This window comes from Pseudomonas sp. PAMC 25886 (assembly GCF_000242655.1).
In the GTDB taxonomy this organism is placed as follows: Bacteria; Pseudomonadota; Gammaproteobacteria; order Pseudomonadales; family Pseudomonadaceae; genus Aquipseudomonas.
On record NZ_AHHC01000031.1, the window covers coordinates 72,974 to 90,950 of the forward strand.

Annotated in this window: 17 protein-coding genes; 5 read left to right on the forward strand and 12 right to left on the reverse strand. The window is 62.6% G+C overall.

Features of this window, described 5'->3' with window-relative positions; all coding sequences use genetic code 11:
• Positions 1 to 61 precede the first annotated feature (61 nt).
• Entirely contained in the window at positions 62 to 280 is a 219-nt protein-coding gene (locus MUM_RS0109850; RefSeq protein WP_010169449.1) for a DUF2790 domain-containing protein, read from the forward strand.
• Here MUM_RS0109850 and MUM_RS0109855 read toward each other — a convergent pair.
• From MUM_RS0109855 to MUM_RS0109890, 8 genes are all read right to left on the reverse strand, one after another.
• Positions 277 to 1,524 (reverse strand): OprD family porin, encoded by a 1,248-nt coding sequence (locus MUM_RS0109855; RefSeq protein WP_010169451.1) that lies wholly within the window; start codon positions 1,522 to 1,524, stop codon positions 277 to 279. The genes MUM_RS0109850 and MUM_RS0109855 overlap by 4 nt on opposite strands.
• Before the next feature lie 30 nt (positions 1,525 to 1,554).
• Positions 1,555 to 2,889: an MFS transporter gene (locus MUM_RS0109860; RefSeq protein ID WP_010169453.1), complete on the reverse strand. Its 1,335-nt coding sequence runs from the start codon at positions 2,887 to 2,889 to the stop codon at positions 1,555 to 1,557.
• 55 nt (positions 2,890 to 2,944) lie between these two features.
• A complete protein-coding gene (locus tag MUM_RS0109865; RefSeq protein ID WP_010169455.1) occupies positions 2,945 to 3,706 on the reverse strand; it encodes a 1,6-dihydroxycyclohexa-2,4-diene-1-carboxylate dehydrogenase in 762 nt (253 codons plus the stop codon).
• 9 nt (positions 3,707 to 3,715) lie between these two features.
• Positions 3,716 to 4,738 (reverse strand): benzoate 1,2-dioxygenase electron transfer component BenC, encoded by a 1,023-nt coding sequence (gene benC / locus MUM_RS0109870; protein WP_010169457.1) that lies wholly within the window; start codon positions 4,736 to 4,738, stop codon positions 3,716 to 3,718.
• Positions 4,739 to 4,748: 10 nt separating this feature from the next.
• A complete protein-coding gene (benB, locus tag MUM_RS0109875) occupies positions 4,749 to 5,237 on the reverse strand; it encodes a benzoate 1,2-dioxygenase small subunit (protein ID WP_010169459.1) in 489 nt (162 codons plus the stop codon).
• Positions 5,234 to 6,610, reverse strand: coding sequence for a Rieske 2Fe-2S domain-containing protein (locus tag MUM_RS0109880; RefSeq protein ID WP_010169460.1), 1,377 nt, complete (start codon positions 6,608 to 6,610; stop codon positions 5,234 to 5,236). The genes benB and MUM_RS0109880 overlap by 4 nt, the downstream gene beginning before the upstream one ends.
• Positions 6,611 to 6,695: 85 nt before the next feature.
• Entirely contained in the window at positions 6,696 to 7,655 is a 960-nt protein-coding gene (locus MUM_RS0109885) for an AraC family transcriptional regulator (protein ID WP_010169463.1), read from the reverse strand.
• A 120-nt stretch (positions 7,656 to 7,775) separates the two neighbouring features.
• The gene (locus MUM_RS0109890) at positions 7,776 to 9,176 is read right to left on the reverse strand and encodes a DHA2 family efflux MFS transporter permease subunit (protein WP_010169464.1); all 1,401 of its coding nucleotides are present in this window, start codon (positions 9,174 to 9,176) and stop codon (positions 7,776 to 7,778) included.
• 265 nt (positions 9,177 to 9,441) lie between these two features.
• On the opposite strand from MUM_RS0109890, the gene MUM_RS0109895 reads away from it, so the two are divergent.
• The 4 genes from MUM_RS0109895 to MUM_RS0109910 are packed head-to-tail and all read left to right on the forward strand — an operon-like array spanning position 9,442 to position 13,361.
• Positions 9,442 to 10,287 carry an ABC transporter substrate-binding protein gene (locus MUM_RS0109895; protein WP_010169466.1) on the forward strand — a complete coding sequence of 282 codons (846 nt, stop codon included), beginning with the start codon at positions 9,442 to 9,444 and terminating at the stop codon, positions 10,285 to 10,287.
• Between the two features lie 16 nt (positions 10,288 to 10,303).
• A complete protein-coding gene (locus tag MUM_RS1000000134870; RefSeq protein WP_010169468.1) occupies positions 10,304 to 11,812 on the forward strand; it encodes an amino acid ABC transporter permease/ATP-binding protein in 1,509 nt (502 codons plus the stop codon).
• A gap of 17 nt (positions 11,813 to 11,829) precedes the next feature.
• Positions 11,830 to 12,495 carry a GntR family transcriptional regulator gene (locus MUM_RS0109905; RefSeq protein WP_010169469.1) on the forward strand — a complete coding sequence of 222 codons (666 nt, stop codon included), beginning with the start codon at positions 11,830 to 11,832 and terminating at the stop codon, positions 12,493 to 12,495.
• Between the two features lie 14 nt (positions 12,496 to 12,509).
• Positions 12,510 to 13,361: an urea carboxylase-associated family protein gene (locus MUM_RS0109910; protein WP_003210853.1), complete on the forward strand. Its 852-nt coding sequence runs from the start codon at positions 12,510 to 12,512 to the stop codon at positions 13,359 to 13,361.
• 30 nt (positions 13,362 to 13,391) lie between these two features.
• Here the strand turns inward: MUM_RS0109910 and MUM_RS0109915 are convergent, their stop codons facing one another.
• The 4 genes from MUM_RS0109915 to MUM_RS0109930 are packed head-to-tail and all read right to left on the reverse strand — an operon-like array spanning position 13,392 to position 17,863.
• A complete protein-coding gene (locus tag MUM_RS0109915; protein ID WP_010169472.1) occupies positions 13,392 to 14,366 on the reverse strand; it encodes an ABC transporter permease in 975 nt (324 codons plus the stop codon).
• Positions 14,363 to 15,355, reverse strand: a complete 993-nt coding sequence (locus MUM_RS0109920) for an ABC transporter permease (RefSeq protein ID WP_010169473.1) — start codon at positions 15,353 to 15,355, stop codon at positions 14,363 to 14,365. Before MUM_RS0109920 ends, MUM_RS0109915 begins: the two co-directional genes overlap by 4 nt.
• Positions 15,342 to 16,877: a sugar ABC transporter ATP-binding protein gene (locus MUM_RS0109925; RefSeq protein WP_010169475.1), complete on the reverse strand. Its 1,536-nt coding sequence runs from the start codon at positions 16,875 to 16,877 to the stop codon at positions 15,342 to 15,344. The genes MUM_RS0109920 and MUM_RS0109925 overlap by 14 nt, the downstream gene beginning before the upstream one ends.
• The gene (locus MUM_RS0109930; RefSeq protein WP_010169477.1) at positions 16,877 to 17,863 is read right to left on the reverse strand and encodes a sugar ABC transporter substrate-binding protein; all 987 of its coding nucleotides are present in this window, start codon (positions 17,861 to 17,863) and stop codon (positions 16,877 to 16,879) included. Before MUM_RS0109930 ends, MUM_RS0109925 begins: the two co-directional genes overlap by 1 nt.
• Positions 17,864 to 17,977 lie beyond the last annotated feature (114 nt).

Sequence of the window (17,977 nt, forward strand, 5' to 3'; positions counted from 1 at the left end):
TCCTGTCTTTATCCCGGCGGGGCAATCACTAAAATGAACCCTACTCACAGAGGGACTCATCATGAATATCAAATGGCTCAGTCTGATCATGCTGTTCACCGCCACCGGCGCCATGGCGGCCGGCAGCAATGAAGCGCCGGACATCCAGCGCATCGTTTCAATCACACCCGTGCCCGGCAGTTGCCAGGTGGAACCGGCGACGATGGTTTATCTCGACAGCCAGGGCGTGCGCCACACCGTCAACTACCAGGTCATGGGTACTTGCCAGGGCAGCGTTTAAAGCAGCTTCCAGGTGTAACTGAGGATCAGCCGGTTCTCGTCGATATCACTGCGGTAGTTCGAGCGGGCCATGACGTTGCGCACCCGAATACCCAGTCCACTCAAGGTGCCGCTTTGCACCACATACCCGATATCCAGGTCGCGCTCGCGGTCCTTGCCCTCGTAACCGGCGCCGGTGGTCACGTTGTTACCGGTGATATAGCGCACGGTGGTGGTCAGCCCGGGAATGCCCAGCGCAGCGAAGTCGTAGTCATAGCGCGCTTGCCAGGAGCGTTCGTCGGTGTAGGCGAACTCGTAGGTGGGCACCTCATTGCCCAATGGCGAGATATTGGCGAAGACCCGTGGGAACGCACTGTCGCCGTACATGGCCTGGTAACCGACGTAGAAGATATGGCCGCCGTGCTTCGCCGACAGCAGCGAGAAAAACGCCTGGTTGTCGATCTTGCCGAGCAGTTTGTCGCCGTCTTCCCGGGCATCGTAGTAACCCAGGTTGGCGCCGAGTACCCAGTCGCCCATCGGCTGGCTGTGCTTGAGGCCGACAAAGTCCTGGCGATAGATGTCTTTCAACTGGCCGTGCCAGTAGCTGAGCGTGGTGCGGTTGGTGTTGAAGGCGTAGTCGCCGCCGACGTAGTTGAACGCATCACTTTCAGCGCCGCGCTGCGGCACGTGGCCGAGCATGGCGATCATCTTCTCGTCGCCGGCCTCGTTGCGCAGGCTGGTGGTGGTCAAGTGCCCGGCCTGCAGCGTAAGGCCGGCGATTTCACCGGAGCTGACACTCACGCCCTGATAGCTCGGCGGCAGCAGGCGGATATCGCTGAACGCCAGCACCGGCAGGTTGGGTTGCAGTTCGCCGACCTTCAACTCTGTCTTGGAGAACCTGGCCTTGAACGTCAGCCCCAAACGGCTGTAATCGTCCGGCGCGCTGCCATCGCCCTTGACCGGGAGCAAGCCGGTATTGGTGCGGTCCGGGCTGCTGTCGAGCTTGAGGCCCAGGGTGCCCAGTGCATCCAAACCAAAACCGACGGGCCCCGGGGTGTAGCCGGATTTGTAGGTCAGGATAAAACCCTGGCCCCACTCCTCGGCCTTCGACTGTTTGTTGGCCCCGACGATGTCCGAGAAGTCGCGGCTGAAGTAGTAATTACGGGCCTGCAAGGTGGCCGTGGAACCTTCGATAAAACCACCCTCGGCCGCCGTCGCCGCAAGGGGCATGCCCAGCAGGGACAGCCAGATACGTTGTGTCTTCATGTCGTTGCTCTTGGTTATTGTTATCGACAGTTACTGCGCCGGGGCGGCGATCACCCCAAGCCGGCCTCGACGCTCATTCAGCGCATACGCCGTCATCGCCAGCACGGCGATGGCCCCGGGGATGGCAAAGGCCATGAAGTTCAGGTGCAGCGGCAGTTCAATCCCCATCAGCGCGCCGCCCAGCAGCGGGCCGACGATGGCGCCGGTGCGGCCGATGCCGGAAGCCCAGCCCAGGCCGGTGGCTCGAATATTCAAGCCATAGAGTTGCGCAGCGCCGGCGTACAACAGGATTTGCGTGCCGATGGTGGTGGCGCCTGCAAAAAAGATCAGCAGGTAGAGGACCGGCATCGGGCTCTTGATCCCCAGCAGGCTGATGGAGACCAGCGCGGCGATAAAGAAGCCAATCACCACCTTCACCAGGTTAAGCCGGTCACACAGCCAGCCACCGACAAGCGCCCCGGCGATGCCGCCAAAATTCAGCGCCAGCAGGAACGACAGGCTCGGCCCCAGGCTGTAACCGGCACCCGCCATCAGCTTGGGCAGCCAGGAACTCAGGGCATAGACCATCAACAGGCAGCAGAAAAACGCGACCCAGATCGCCGCCGTCCTCAAGGCCAGGCCGTGGCGGAACAACTCCAGCACCGAGGCGCCCTTGCCCTTGCCGGCACTGACGTGCAGCTCATCGTCCGGGTCGATCCGGGTATCAGGCGACAGGCGCTTGAGCAGCTCACGCGCCTGTTCCTTGCGGCCCTGGCGAATCAGAAAGCCGATGGATTCGGGCAGCCAATACACAATCAGCGGCATCAGCAGCAGCGGGATCGCTGCGGCGAAGAACATGGAAGGCCAGCCAAAACGCGGCAGCATGAAAATCCCCACACCGGCCGAAAGCATGCCGCCCAGCGAGTAACCGCCGAACATCACCGCCATCAGGATGCTGCGCATTTTCTTCGGTGCGTATTCGGTAATCAGTGCGGCCGCGTTGGGCATCAGGCCGCCACAGCCAAGCCCGGCAATAAACCGGCAGATCCCGAATTCAGTCGGGTTGCTGGCAAAGCCGTTGATCACCGTGGCGACGCTGAACAAGGCAAAGCAGATGGCGATGCCTTTGCGGCGACCGAACTTGTCGGCAAGGCTGCCGAAGACCAGTGCCCCGAACATCATGCCAAACAGCGCATAACTGCCCAGCGCACCGGCCTGCAAGGGCGTCAGGCCCCATTCCTTCATGATCGACGGCAAGACCACGCCGTAGATGAACAAGTCATAGCCGTCAAAGATCAACAGCAAGGCACACAGGCTGACCACCAGCCAGTGGAAACGGTTGAAACGGGCGTTATCGATAATCGAATTGACGTCATGGGTACGCATGGCAGTGCTCTCATTATTGTTGTTGTGAGTCAGTGTCTGCAGGTACAGCGGTGGGTCAGCCGAGGTCGCCGCCTCCTACCGGCAACGTGACGCCGGTGATGTAGGAAGCCTCATCGGAGGCAAGAAACAGAATCGCGCCGGCCTGTTCGTCGATGCTGCCGTAGCGTTTCATCGGGCTGCTGCCGAGGGTCTGGTCGACAATCTGTTGGTACCAGACGCGCTCCTGGTCGCTCTGGGGCTGGCTGTTGCGCGGGATACGCCGTGGCGGCGCTTCGGTGCCGCCCGGTGCGGTGGCGTTGACCCGAATGCCACTGCCGGCGGTCTCCAGGGCCAGGCACGCGGTCAGGGCATTGACGCCGCCCTTGGCGGCGCCGTAGGGCACGCGATTCACCCCGCGCGTGGCCACGGACGAGACATTGACGATGGCGCCACTGCCCTGCTCCAGCATGTAGGGCAACACGCAATGGCAGCACCACAGCGTCGGGAACAGCGAGCGGCGCACTTCAGCCTCGATTTCATTCTCGGCGTAGTGCTCGAACGGTTTGGCCCAGATGGTGCCGCCCACGTTGTTGACCAGGATGTCGATACGCCCGAAGCGCGCCTTCGCGGCGGCCATCACCCGGGCGCACTCGGCGTGCTGTTCCAGGTCGGCGGTGAGGATCAGCGCCCGCTCATGCTGCAATTCATGCACGAGTTCCGAGCGATCGACCGCCACCAGCCAGGCGCCCTCTTCCAGCAACCGCTCGGCAACACGCCGGCCGATGCCCTGGGCGGCGCCGGTGACCAATGCAACCCGGGTGTTAAAACGTAGACTCATGGGGACTCCTCAGGCGGCATCGCCGGTGACGATGGCGTTGGGGGTGAACTTCTCGTAGTGGAAACTCGCGGGGGTGACGCCCTGCTGCTTGAAGTGCTGGCGCACCGCGTCGACCATCGGTGGCGGGCCGCACAGGTACACGTCCACGTCGCCGTCGTTCAGCACACCGGCAGCCATGTGCTGGGTGACATAGCCCTGGCGGGGGTGCGCGGTCTGTGGGTCCGCCACGCAGGTGACAAAACTGAAGCTGGGCAGGCGTTTGGCGAAGGCTTCCAGCACCTCGACCATCACCAGGTCCTGGTCCCGGGTCACGCCGTAGATCAGCGTGACCGGCCGGTTTTCCCGACGTTCGGCCAGCACTTCCAGCATCGAGAGGAACGGTGCCAACCCGGTGCCGCCCGCCAGCAGCAACAAGGGCCGCGCCACTTCACGCAGGTAAAAACTGCCCAGCGGCCCGGTCATCGGCACGGCGTCCCCCGGCTGGGCACGTTCCAGCCAGCCACTCATCAAACCGCCGGGCACATGCTTGATCAGGAAGCTGGCGCGTTTGTCGCCGGGGCGGCTGCTGAAGGAATACGAGCGGGTCTGCCCACTGTCGGGCACGCCGATATTCACGTACTGGCCCGGCAGAAATACCGGCGCCTGGTCCAGGTCGAAACTCACCTCCAGGGCCGCATCGGCGTGCCGGGTAATGCTCGCCACTGTCGCGGCAAACTGCGCGGTGCCGGTCTTGCACGCGCCGGACGCCACCGGCACGGCAATCACGCAGTCCGATTGCGGCACCATCTGGCAGGTCAGTACCTGGCGTTCACTGGCTTCATCCTCGCTCAGGGCATCTTCGATGTAGTCGTCACCCAAGTCGTAGGCACCGGTTTCACAGTGGCATTTGCAGGTGCCACACACCCCGTCCGAGCAGTCCATGGGCAGGTTGATACGTTGGCGAAAGGCCGCGTCGAGGACCTTTTCACCCACCTTGCAGTCGATGAAACGGGTCACCCCGTCCTCGAAGTTCAGGGCGATGGAGTACGTCATGGGCGCGTCCTCAGATGTGGTAGATGTCGATGACCTGGTGGATGTAGTCGTTCTTCAGCACGACCTTCTTGCGTGTGATCAGCGGTTGGTCGGCGCTGATGTCGAGGCGATAGAACGAGGTGCCGAAATACGTATCCGTGGTCTTGTAGCGATGACTGAGCGTCTGCCAGTTGAAACGCAGTTCCACGTTCTGGCCGTCATCGGCCAGTACTTCGAGGTTGGTGATCAGGTGCGCGGTGCGAGGCTCCGGCGTACTGGCGCTGGAACGCTCGGTCTTGATCCGGAACACGCGGTCTTCCAGGCCGTCGCGGCTGGGGTAATAGATCAGCGAAATTTCGCTCTGGGGGTCTTCGGTCAGGGTGTCGTGGTCGTCCCACGCAGGCATCCAGTACTCGACCTTGGGTGAGTAACATTCGAGCCATTCGTCCCACTGGCGGTCGTCCAGCAGGCGGGCTTCGCGGTACAGAAAGTCCAGCAGGCGGTCACGGGAAGCGCTCATGACAGCACCTCCTTGTCCGTGGCGATCAGGCCTTGTTGCTCCCGCTGGATCGCGCGTTGCAGGCTTTGCGCCCAATGGGCGTGCTGGCGAACAAACAGGCCTTCATCTTCGGTTTTCACGCCACTGAGCTGCGGGTTCATGCCCATGGCCCGGGCGTTTTCGTCAGGGCCTTCGACCCACTGTTTCGCGCCGCGACTGAGGTCATTCCACAGGGTGGTCGCGCCCTGATAGCCGGTCTGGCAGGCGCGGAATTCTTCCAGGTCGTCTGGGGTACCCATGCCGCTGACGTTAAAGAAGTCTTCGTACTGGCGAATGCGCGTGGTGCGCTCCTCGGCACTTTCGCCCTTGGGCGCCATGCAGTAGATGGTGACTTCGGTCTTGTCGACCGCAATCGGCCGCACCACACGGATCTGCGTGGAGAACTGGTCCATCAGGTACACGTTCGGGTAGAGGCACAGGTTGCGGGTTTGATCGACGATAAAATCGGCACGCGCCTGGCCCAGGCGCTCGGCCAACGCCTCACGGTGAGCATGCACCGGGCGCACTTCAGGGTTAAGCAGGCGCGTCCACAGCAGGATATGGCCGTGCTCATAGGCGTACACGCCGCCCAGGCTTTTCGACCAGCCATTGGCGTCCACGGTACGGGTGCCCTCGGCTTCGTAGTTGCGCCGGCCCATGGTCGCCGAGTAGTTCCAGTGCACAGAACTGACGTGATAGCCGTCGGCGCCGTTCTCGATCTGCAGCTTCCAGTTGCCGTCGTAGACATACGACGAACTGCCCCGCAGCACCTCCAGGCCCAGCGGTGCCTGATCGACCATCTGGTCGATGATCACCCGGGTTTCCCCCAGGAAGTCGCTCAGCTCCGGCACCGTCTCGCTGAGGCTGCCGAACAGGAAGCCGCGGTAGTTTTCGAAGCGGCCGAGGCGCTTGAGGTCGTGGGAGCCGTCACAGTCAAAGCTGTCGGGATAGGCGCCGGTCTTGGCGTCTTTCACTTTGAGCAGCTTGCCGGCGTTGCTGAAGGTCCAGCCGTGGAACGGGCAGGTAAATGAGCCTTTATTGCCTTGTTTGCGGCGGCAGAGCATGGCGCCACGGTGGGCACAGGCGTTGACCAGGCCGTGCAGCGTGCCTTGTTTATCACGGGTGATGACCACGGGTTGGCGGCCGATCCAGGTGGTGAAGTAATCGTTGATCTCTGGCACCTGGCTTTCATGGGCCAGGTAGACCCAACCCCCTTCGAAAATGTGCTTGATCTCCAGGTCGAACAGGTCGGGGTCGGTGAAGATGTCGCGGCGGCAACGGAACACCCCGGTGGCGGGATCTTCCTGGACAGAGTCGCGCAATTGTCGGGCGAGTCGGTCGAATGTGCTGATCATGGGGTAGGCCCTCGGTTGTTCTTGTATCAGGCCCCTCCACCTTATGTGCTTGCCCTACCCGTCAATATCCGCTGGCTGCAATTCGTTATCCGCCTGGCGCAAGTCGGCGCTTCCAGGTGTAGGAAGGCAGCTCGCCAAAGCGTTTGCGATAGGCCTCGGAGAAGCGTCCCAGGTGCACGAACCCGTGGTCCAGCGCCACCTCGGTGACGCTGCGCGCGCTGCCCCGCAGCAATACCGCGTGCACCCGCTCCAGTTTGCGTTGGCGAATATAGTCACGTGGCGAAACGCCGACCTGGCGTTCAAACAAGGTATACAAGGAGCGCTCGCTGACCTTGGCGATGGCCATCAGTTGTTCGATGCTGATGTCCGCGGTCAGATGCTCCTCGATAAACTCGCGCACCGCTTCAAAGCCGCCGCGTTGATCGGGACGGGGCATCACACGCAGCACATTGCTGCCTAGCAGCGCCAGCAGCTTGTTGGCCACGACACGTTCATACAGGCCTTGCAGTTCGGGCTCTGCGGCATTTTCGGCTTCGTGGCAGATCAGCCCCAGCAACGGCAGGAACCCGCCCATTTCGGTCAGCACATGGCGCGTCGCCGCGAACCGGATGCCATCCTGGGGCAGCGTCCAGTGCTGCTCCAGGCAGGCGTTTTCCAGCAGGCGAACCGGCAGCTTGATGATGAATTTTTCGCAGTCCGCGGAATAGGTCAGGTCCACCGGGTCATCCGGGTTGATCAGCAGGATTTCCCCCGGCCCGAATACCTGCTCCTCGCCACGGGCGGCCGAGCGGCAATGGCCGTTGAGCAGGATCTGCAGGTGATAAATCGTTTGCAGCGCGACCGACGTCACCCTGACCGGAGCGCCGTAGCTGATACGGCACAGGTCCAGGCTGGAAAAGGTCCGGTGGCTGATACTGGCCTGCGGGCGCCCCTTCGGGGGCAAGCGGATGCGGTGGCTGCCCACATGCTGGTTGACATAATCCGACACCACATAGGCATCGGCACGATCAAATATCTGGCTGCGCTCACTCAATAGCACGGTCATGGTTGCGCCTCTTTTATTATTATTGGCCCCTAAAGCCCTACTTCAACGCAGGGTGATGCCGGGGATGCAGGCCGTCCAATATTCAATAGGTGTGGCTTCATACCCCGAAGGTATCGTGGTTCACTTTCGCTGCAGCACCGACTCACCCGCCCGGGGCGGCAGCCGCAGGTTATCCAGCAACGCCACGCCCGCGATCACCGCCACCCACAGAAACGTCAGCTGGAAATCGGCGGTCGCGGCCTGCCCGGTGTTGCCGTGTAAATTCATGGCAAAACGTAACAACAGCGCGCCAATTGCCACGCCCATGGCCATGCTCAGTTGGAAGAACATGCTGAACAAGGTTGAAGCGTCGCTCATCTGCGCCTTGGGAATATCGGCAAACCCCAGGGTGTTGAACAAGGTGAACTGCATCGAGCGTGACAGGCCGCCCACGAACAGAATGAACAGGATCAGCGCCCAGCTCATGCGCTCATCCAGCCCTGCACACGCCGCAATCGCCAGTACGCCAAGGATGCCGTTGATCATCAGCACCGGGCGGAAGCCCCAACGCTGCATGACCGAGGTGGTGAAGGGTTTCATCGCCAGGTTGCCCGCGAAGACCGCCAGCACCAGCAACCCCGCATCGAAGGCAGACAGCCCGAAGGCCAGTTGAAACATCAACGGCAGCAGGAACGGCAAGGTGCTGATGGCTACGCGGAAAATCGACCCGCCGCACAGGCACACACTGAAGGTGCGCACGCTCACCACACCCAGCGCCATCAACGGCTGGGCATGCCGGCGCATATGGCGCCAGGCAAAGGCACCAAGCATCACGCCCGCACCGCTGAGTAACAGGCCCTGCAACAAGCTGCCACGGCTTTGACCGAGCAGTTCGACACCGTACAGCAGCGCCGCACTGGCAACGCCCACCAGCAGGAAGCCCCTGAAATCGAACGCCCTGGAATCGACCTCGTCATGCTTGGGGATCAACATCCGCGTGGCGATCAATGCCAGCAGGCCCAGCGGCAGGTTGAGGTAGAAAATCCACGGCCAAGATGCGTGAGTGACGATAAAACCGCCTACCGGCGGCCCGAGTATCGGGGCAACCAGACCAGGCCAGGTGATAAATGAAATCGCCCGTACCAGGTCTTTTTTCTCGGTAGCCCGCAACACCGCCAGGCGCCCTACCGGCACCATCATCGCCCCGCTGATGCCCTGCAACACGCGCGCGGCGACGAAGGTCTGCAGGCTGTCGCTCAAGCCGCACAGCAATGACGACAGGCTGAACAGCACGATCGCCCAACCGAACACCAGGCGCGAGCCAAAGCGGTCCGCCAGCCAGCCGCTGATGGGAATGAACACCGCGACGGCGAGCATGTAGGCGCTCATGCCGATGTTCACGTCCACCGCGCCCACGCCGAAGGTCTTGGCGATGTCCGGCAATGCGGTGGCGATCACCGTGGCATCGAGGTTCTCCATGAAGAAGGTGACGGCGACCAGCAAGGCAATCAGGGTTGAGCGGCGTTGGGACATCGACGTCATTGCTGTTCACTCATGGTTTCGAATCGGCACTTTATCAATAAGTGCGTCCTTTATGGTCCGCGAAATGCCTGCCTCACAACGTGGCGCCCGGTAACGAATTGCCCCGAATTGGTGTGCGCGCTTACAAAAAACAGCTCTCTCACGCGTCAAAACCCGTCAGAAATCTCGAAAAATTCTTAGTTGGCACGATAACCGCTTACTAGCTAATACAGGATTGTTGAACAATCCAAATCACCCCCTGTATCCAGCAACCGAGGCGACGAACATGCAAAAAGGTCTGACGGGCAAGAACACCATGCGCACCCTGGGGCTAGCGATCACCCTGGCGTGTGTGGCGCCGCTAGTGTCGGCGGCCGAGATCAAAGGCACCCTCAAACCGGGCGAGCTGTCGATCGGCTCTGACCTCACCTACCCGCCCTACACCTACCTTGAGCAAAAGACTCCCGCCGGTTTCGATCCGGAGTTCATGCAGTTGATGGGCAAGCAGTTGGGGGTGAAACCGCGTTTTCTCGACACCCGTTTCGCCAATCTGATCCTCGGCGTCAACGCGCAACGTTTCGACGTGGTGGCCTCGGCGCTGTATGTCACGCCCGAACGCGCCAGGCAGGTGGATTTCCTCAGCTACCTGAAGACCGGTTCTTCACTGATGGTGCTCAGCGCCGGCGACTTCAAACCCCAGCGCCCGGAAGACCTGTGCGGCAAGCGCGTCGGCTCGATCAAGGGCGCCTCCTGGGTGCCGAAACTGAACAAAGTCTCGGCTGAATACTGCCTCCCAGCGGGCAAGCCGGCGATTGAGTCCCGCGAGTTCCCGACCTCGCCGGAAGCCGCCCAGGCCCTGCTGGCCCAGGCGGTCGATGTACAGATGGAAGACGCGGCGGTGGCCAAGATCACCGTGGAAAAACTGCAAGGCAAGACCGTGATCAGCTCCAACGAGTTGATCTACCCGGTGGTGGTCGGCCTGGCCGTGCGCAAGGAAAACCCGGCGCTGCTCCAGGAGCTCACCGGCGCCCTCAGCCAGATCAAGCAGGACGGCAGCTACGGCAAGCTGCTGGCGCGCTACAACCTGGCCGAGCCGAACGCCGCCGAGATCAGTGCGGCACTGGGTAACTGAAACACGGAGCACACGTATGCAATTCGATTGGCACTACACCCTGGGCCTGTTATGGAACGGCGACTTCTGGCGAGCCGTCGGCACCGTGGTTGAACTGAGCCTGGAAACCTGGCTGCTGGGCATTGTGCTGGGGTTTTTCCTGGCGCTGGCCCGGCAGTCGGAACGCCGTTGGCTGCGGGACTCCGCCGGCGCCTACATCTGGTTCTTCCGCAGCCTGCCGTTGCTGGTCCTGCTGATCTTCGTCTACAACCTGCCGCAGGTGTTTCCGTCCACCAGCGTGGTGCTGTCCAACCCTTACTCGGCGGGCCTGATCGCCCTGGTGCTGAGTGAGGCGGCCTACATTGCCGAGATCCATCGCGGCGGCCTGCTGGCGGTGGTAAAGGGCCAGCGCGAAGCCGGCAAGGCGCTGGGCGTCGGTTATCGCGGCGTGCAGCGCTTGATTGTGGTGCCCCAGGCGCTGCGGGTGGCACTGCCGACCCTGGCCAACGAGTACATCACTATCGTCAAGCTCACCTCGCTGGTGTCAGTGATTTCGCTCTCGGAAATCCTGCTGGTGGGCCAACAGCTCTACACCCAGAACTTCCTGGTGATGGAGACCATGCTGGCCGTGGCGTTCTATTACGTGTTCATCGTGACGGTGTTCAGCTGGGTGTTGCGTGTGCTGGAAAACCACCTGGACGTGACCCGCCGAAAACCCAAGGCCATCGCCCCCGCCGAACTCGACGGGGTGGCGACACGGCGTGCAGCCGGCCAGGCCGAGCCTGGCGAGTTCGCCTTGCAGGCCCGCGCCGTGCGCAAGGCCTATGGCGACCTGGAAGTGCTCAAGGGCGTTGAACTGAATGTGCGCTGGGGCGAGGTGGTGTCGATCATCGGCCCGTCGGGCTCAGGCAAGACCACGCTGATTCGCACCATGAACGGCCTCGAAAGCCTGGACCGGGGCGAAATCACCCTGCAAGGCCAGCCGTTCCTGCGCGGTACCCGGGAGCCGCAAGGCGCACTGGGCCACAAGGTGCATATGCGCGGCATCGTGCATGTGGGCATGGTGTTCCAGGGGTTCAACCTGTTCCCGCACAAAACCGCGCTTGAGAACGTGATGCTGGCGCCCGTCTACCATGCCCACGGCGGCGGCGAAGAACTGCGCCTGTTGAGCCTCGCCCTGCTGCGCAAGGTGGGCATGCTGGAGCACGCCGGCAAATACCCGCACCAGTTGTCCGGCGGCCAACAGCAGCGCGTGGCAATTGCCCGGGCCCTGGCGATGCGGCCTTCGGTGATGCTGTTTGATGAGCCCACCTCGGCCCTCGACCCGGAACTGGTGGGCGACGTGCTGGCGGTGATCGAAGAACTGGCCCGCGAAGGCATGACCATGGTCATCGTCACCCATGAAATGAACTTCGCGTTCAAGCTTTCCGATCGTGTGGTGTTCATGGAAGGCGGCGAGATTATCCAGGACGCCGCACCCCGTGACATGCTCGAACAACGCAGCGAACGCATGACCAAGTTCCTCAAAGACGTCCAACTGGCGTGAGCCCAAGGAGCCCCACCGTGAGTCAAGCCAAGGAACCCAGCCTGTCGCTGGCCGACCAGGTTGCCATTGAACTGCGCGAAGACATCATCGGCGGCCGCCTGCTGCCCGGCATGCCGCTGGTGGAGAGCGAGCTGGTCAACGCCTACAACGCTTCGCGCAACACCGTGCGCGAAGCCTTGCACCACCTGGGCCGTGAAGGCCTGACCAGTTACGTGCGCAATAAAGGGGTGATCGTGCGCCGCCTGGGGGTGGATGAAGTGCGCGACATCTTCAAGGTGCGGCGCACCCTGGAGTTGCAGGCGATTGCCGCCAGCAAGCCGCTGCGCGAGTACCAGTCCGACCTGATGCTGGAAGCCATCGAGGCCGCGCAACTGGCCCAGGACCGCGAGAACTGGCAAGCCTTCGGTACCCACAGCCTGCGGTTTCACCAACACATCGTCGGGCTGATGCGCAGCCCGTTATTCGACGAGTTTTTCACCCATATTGCGGCCCAGATGCGCCTGGTGTTTTCCAACGCGCCCAGCGAGGAAACCTTCCAGAGGCCCTGGCTGGAACGTGACCGGCAGATCCACGACCTGTTGGTGGACGGCCACAAACAAGCCGCCGGCGAAGCCCTCGCCAGCTACCTCAACGACTCCGAATCGCTGCTGCTGGACATCCTCAGCAGCCACCCAAAACCCTGAAGCGAGGACCCACCATGTACAAGGACTACCCAGCCGCCTACCAAGTCAGCAAAGGTGCTGCCTTGCAGGTCGACAAGGCTTTCTATGACCGCGTGCGCGAGTCCCGGGATGGCCGCACCCTGATCGAGCAGTTCGAAGTGCCGATCCGCACCGGCCGCGCCTGGAAAGTCCCGGCGGGCCATGTGTTCCGCGTGACCACACCGGTTGGCCCGCAGGTCGGCGACTTCAATGTGTGGAGCGCCAACGACCCCCGCGAACGCATGTGGGCGGCACGCACCCGCCAACTGCAAGGCGCCCACGTCACGACCTACGACCGCCTGTGGTCGAACCTGCCGTTTTTGCGGCCGATGGTCACCATCACCGACGACAGCCTGGCCGACTACGGCATCGACGAACACGGCGGGCGCCTGCACGACTTGCTGGGCACGCGCTGCGACCCTTATGTGAACAAGATGCTCACCGGCGAAGACTTCCACCACCACTGCCACTCCAACCTGACCCGTGCGGTGCTGCCCCACGGCCTGACCGAGTTCGACGTGCATGACGTGCTGAACATTTTCCAGTGCACCGGCCTCAATCACGACGACATGTACTTCATGAAAGCCTGCCCGGCCAAGCAGGGCGACTACCTGGAGTTCTTTGCCGAAATCGACCTGCTGTGCGCCCTCTCCACCTGCCCCGGTGGCGACCTGTCGCTGCCGATGTGGGGGCCGGACGCCGAAGACCCGCTGAAGGTCTGCCGGCCGCTGGGGGTTGAGATCTACCGCCTTGACGACGCGCTGCTGGAGGGCTGGAAACAACCCGAGCGCGCCGCCTATAACGGCAACCACGGCCTGTTGATTCCCAAGGCTGACTGGGAAAAGTAACGGCCAGATGCACACCTGGGGCGCCGCGCCTCAGGTGTTCTGCGCAATCCTGCGGCTGATAAAACTGAAGGCCAGCACCACAAAAATCAGCACACCGGTGGCTACCTGCTGCCAGTAGAAATTCCAGCCGATCAACAGCAAGCCATTGGCGATGACATTGATAAACAGCACCCCCAGCAGCGTGCCCGGGATATTCGCCCGACCTTGCCGATTCAGGGTGGTGCCGATAAACACCGCGCCAATCGCATTCAGCAGGAACGCATTGCCCGACAGCGGCACATACGCGCTTACCGTCGAACTGAGCAGAATCCCCGCCACCGCGCACGCCAGCGCCGCCGCCAGCACCGTGGTGGTGACGATGCGCCGCACCGACAGCCCCGAGTAATACGCCAGCAACGGCTGGGTGCCCTGGGCCAGCAGTTCGCGCCCCAGGCGTCCACGGGCCAGCAACAAGCCGTAGACCACGGCCAATACCAGCACGATCAATAACGGCAAGGGCACGCCCAACAGGCTGAAGCTCGCCAGCTCGGGCTTGAAGCCTTGGGCGATGTAGATCGGCTGGCCGCCGTCCGAGAGCAACTGCTGGGCACTGGTGCCGATAAACAAGGTGCCCAGGGTTGCCAGGAACGGACTGATCCGCAGCCCCGCGATCAACCCGGCATTGAACAGCCCGACCAGCAACCCGGCGGCCAACGCGCCAGCAATCGCCACACCCAACCCGTGCCCGGCATTCAGCAACACCACGAAGCTGAAGCTGGCGAAATCCAGCGCGGTGCCTACCGACAAATCAATGCCACCGGCCGCTACCGCGTAGGTCATGCCGATGGCGACAATCCCCAGCAGCACGAAGTTGTTCAGCACCAGGCTTTTCAGGTTGCCGCCACTGAGGAATGCGGGCGCCTGCCAGGCAAACACCAGCACGATTGCCACGAATACCAGCGGCAACGTCAGGGGCAACAGCGAACGCCAGCCGCCTTGCACCTTTAACGCTGTGACCCGACTCATGACCGCTCTCCCCGGTTCAATGCGCTGGAGGCCGCGACCACCAGCAGAATCAGCACGCCCTGCACACCGTTGACCCAGAAGCTCGACAGGTTGAGCAACTGAAATCCGTTGATCAAAAAGCCGATCAACAAGGTCGCCAGCAAGGTCCCGGGAATACTCGCCACCAGTCGCCGGGAAAACACCACCCCGAGAAAAGCGATCGCCACCACCGACAACAGCATGTCGCCGGAGCCCGTGGTGCTGCCACTGAAAAAGGCGGCTGAACACAAGGCCGCCACCGCTGCACACAGCCCCGACAGCAAATAGCTGGAAAGCACATAGGCCGGCACCCGAATCCCGGCGGCCTCGGCAGCGTGTGGATATTCGCCGACAGCATGCAGGCGCAACCCGTAGGCGGTGTGCTGAATCAGCAACGTCAGCAGGAAGGCTGTCACCAGCAACACCCAGGCGAGCGCCGGCACGGCCAGCCAGGTCCCGCCGCTGAGCAGGTCGAGCAACGGCGAGTCCGTGGAGACCACGGTGTTTTCGGTCAGGACCAGCTCCAGCCCGGCCAGCACGTTCATGCTTGCCAGGGTCGCGAGCAAGGGTGGCAGGCGCAGCACCACCACGGCCAGGCCATTGAGCAGACCGACCGCCAGGCCGCAGGCCAGGGTCAGCAACAGGCTGGCCCAAAGGTCGAGGCCGGCGTTGTTGAGCCGGCTGAACACCGCCGCACACAGCCCCAGGTTTGCCGCCAGCGACAGGTCGAGGCCGCCGGCCACCACGTTGGAGCCGCCGCCGATAATCACGCAGGTCAGGCCGAAGGCAAGTACACCGAGAATCGCCGACTGGCTGAACACATTGGCGATATTGCCCACTGACAGGAAATTCGGCGCAGAGACGGCAAACCCCAGCAAGATCGCGAGGAACACCCCCGCCGAACCACGGCGCAACAGCAGCACCCATAATCGCTGGGACAAACCCGGGGTAGCCGTTTCAAGCAGGGACATGCGCCACCTCCTGTTTCACCGGTACGGATGCGGTGGGTAGCACCGCGCCCGTCGCACACGCCAGCAGTTGATCGCTGTCCGCCTCACCGGCCTGGAATTCGCCGGCAATCTCGCCTCGGTGCAACACCAGGATGCGGTCGCAAATGCCCAGCAGCTCCGGCAGGTCCGAGGACAGCACCAGCACCGCAGCGCCCTCTTCCACCAGACGCCCGATCAGGCGATAAATTTCGACTTTGGCGCCGACATCCACCCCCACGCACGGCTCATCCAGCAGGTACACCGCCGAGCGCCGGCTCAGCCATTTGCCCAGGGCAACCTTCTGCTGGTTGCCGCCGCTCAACTGGCTGACCGCTGCCTGCGGGCCCGGCGCCTTGATTGCCAATTCATTGATCAGCCGCAGGCTTTCGGCCTGTTCCTGGCGTTTGCTCAGCACACCCCAGCGACTGAAGCGCTCAAGGCCAGCAAGCGTGAGGTTTTCCAGCACCGAGAGCAGCGGCGAAATCCCCTGGCTGCGGCGCTCTTCCGGCACCAGGGCAATCCCCTGGGCGATGGCGTCCCCAGGGGAACGCAGGCGCAACAAACGCCCTTCCAGATGAATGCTGCCGCTGTCGGCACGCACCACGCCAAACAGGGTCTTGAGCAAATCCTTGGCGCCCGAGCCGACCAGCCCGGTCAGGCCGACGATTTCGCCCCGGCGCAGTTCCAGGTCGACCTGCCGGTAGCGCCGGGCAAGGCTCAGCCCGCGCACTTGCAGCAACGGCTCGCCGGGTTCGACCTGCGCCTTGGGGTACATCTCCTGGACGTCGCGATTGACCATCAACCGCGCAATCCGCGCGCTGGAGGTGTGCCGCGGCTGCACCACCGCCACATCGCGGCCATTGCGCAATACCGTCACCTCATCGCAGAGGCTGTCGATTTCCTGCAGATAGTGGGAAATGTAGAGGATCGACAACCCCTGGTCCCGCAGACGCTTGACGATCCGCAGCAATTGATCGACTTCACGCTTGACCAGGGCCACGCTGGGCTCGTCGAACACCAGGATCTTCGGCTGGCGAATCAACGCCCGGGTAATTTGCAGCACCTGGCGTTCAGCGCTGTTCAGCTCGCCCACCAGTGCGCCGGCCGGCAGTTGCAGTTCAAAATAGTTCGCCAGCAAGCGCTCGGCTTCGCGCTGTTGCCGCCGCCGATCGACAAACGGGCCCCGGCGCAACTCATGCCCGAAGAACAGCGCTTCGCCCACGGTGAAACTCGCCGGCAACAGCCGCTCCTGATGAATGAACTGCACACCCAGCGCGTCCACCTGGCGCGGCGAGAGCGAGGCGTACGACTGACCGTCAATGCTCACCTGCCCCGAATCCGCCTTATGGATACCCGCCAACACCTTGATCAAGGTCGATTTGCCGGCACCGTTCTCGCCCACCAGGCCGTGAATGGTGCCGCGCTCGACTTTCAGGCTCGCATCATCCAGCGCCAGGGTGGCGCCGAAGCGTTTGCGCAGATGCTGCAGGTGCAACGCCGCCATCAGTCACCCCGCAATTGCTGGACCTGCGCCAGGTTGGCAGCGGTGGTCAGCAACGTCGGTACATGGGTTTCCTTGGGCAGGTCCCGCTGCCCGGCCAGGTAACGGGCGACGTTCTGCACCGCGGTCTTGCCGATCAGCGCCGGTTGCTGGGCCACCACCGCGCCCACCGGCGAGTTCGCCTGGCCAAGCAGTTCCAGCACTTCAGGCGTGCCGTCCACCCCGTAGGTCTTGATCTCAGTGCGCTTGGCATCGATCAACGCCTTGCTCGCGCCGAGTTGCGGAATGTCCCACGCCGCCCAGATCGCCGAGACACTGCCGGCCGGGTACTTGTTGAGCAACGCAGACACTTGGGAATAGGCATCCTGCACCGTGTTGGGGATCACATCCCGCAGCTCCGGCTGGATGATCTCCAGTTGTGGGTGATCCTTGAGCGCCAGCTTCAGCTGGTCGTAGCGAATCGCGCACACCGGCACGCCATAGAAGCCGTTGAACACCAGGATCTTGCCCTTGCCACCGGCGTCCTTGATCAACTGGTCGGCCAGGGCCTTGCCGGTGGCGACGTTATCGGAGGTGGTGTTGTTGAGGCTGTACTGCGAAGGCGCATCGATGGTGAACAGCGGGATGCCGGCCTTGCTGATGCGCTTGAGCCACGGGTCGATCACGCTGAGGGTGCCAAGGGTCTGGATCACGGCATCGGGTTTCTGGGTGACCACGGTTTGCAGCTGGGTCACCAGGTTCTTGTCATTGCGCCCGGCATCCAGGGTGATGGGCGTGCCGCCGAGGCGCTTGATCTCGTCGACCTGTGCCTGGAAGGCCTTGATATCGAAATAGTGACTGGTGCCGGTCATGCTCACGGCAATGCGCTTGCCGGCCAGGGACGGCACCGTGTCGTCGCCCTCGGCGGCCTGGGAGATGGCGGCGTGGCCCAGCAAGAGCGCTGCGCCCAGCCAGATGAAACGTGAACGCGAGAAAAAGGTGCAAGGCATACAAGGCTCCGCTGAGCGACGGGTGAAAGGGTTCACCTGTGTGTATTGCAGAGCCCGTGCCACAAATAAATATCAATAAAATCAACTGGATGAAAACAACACTCGGTATTGCGC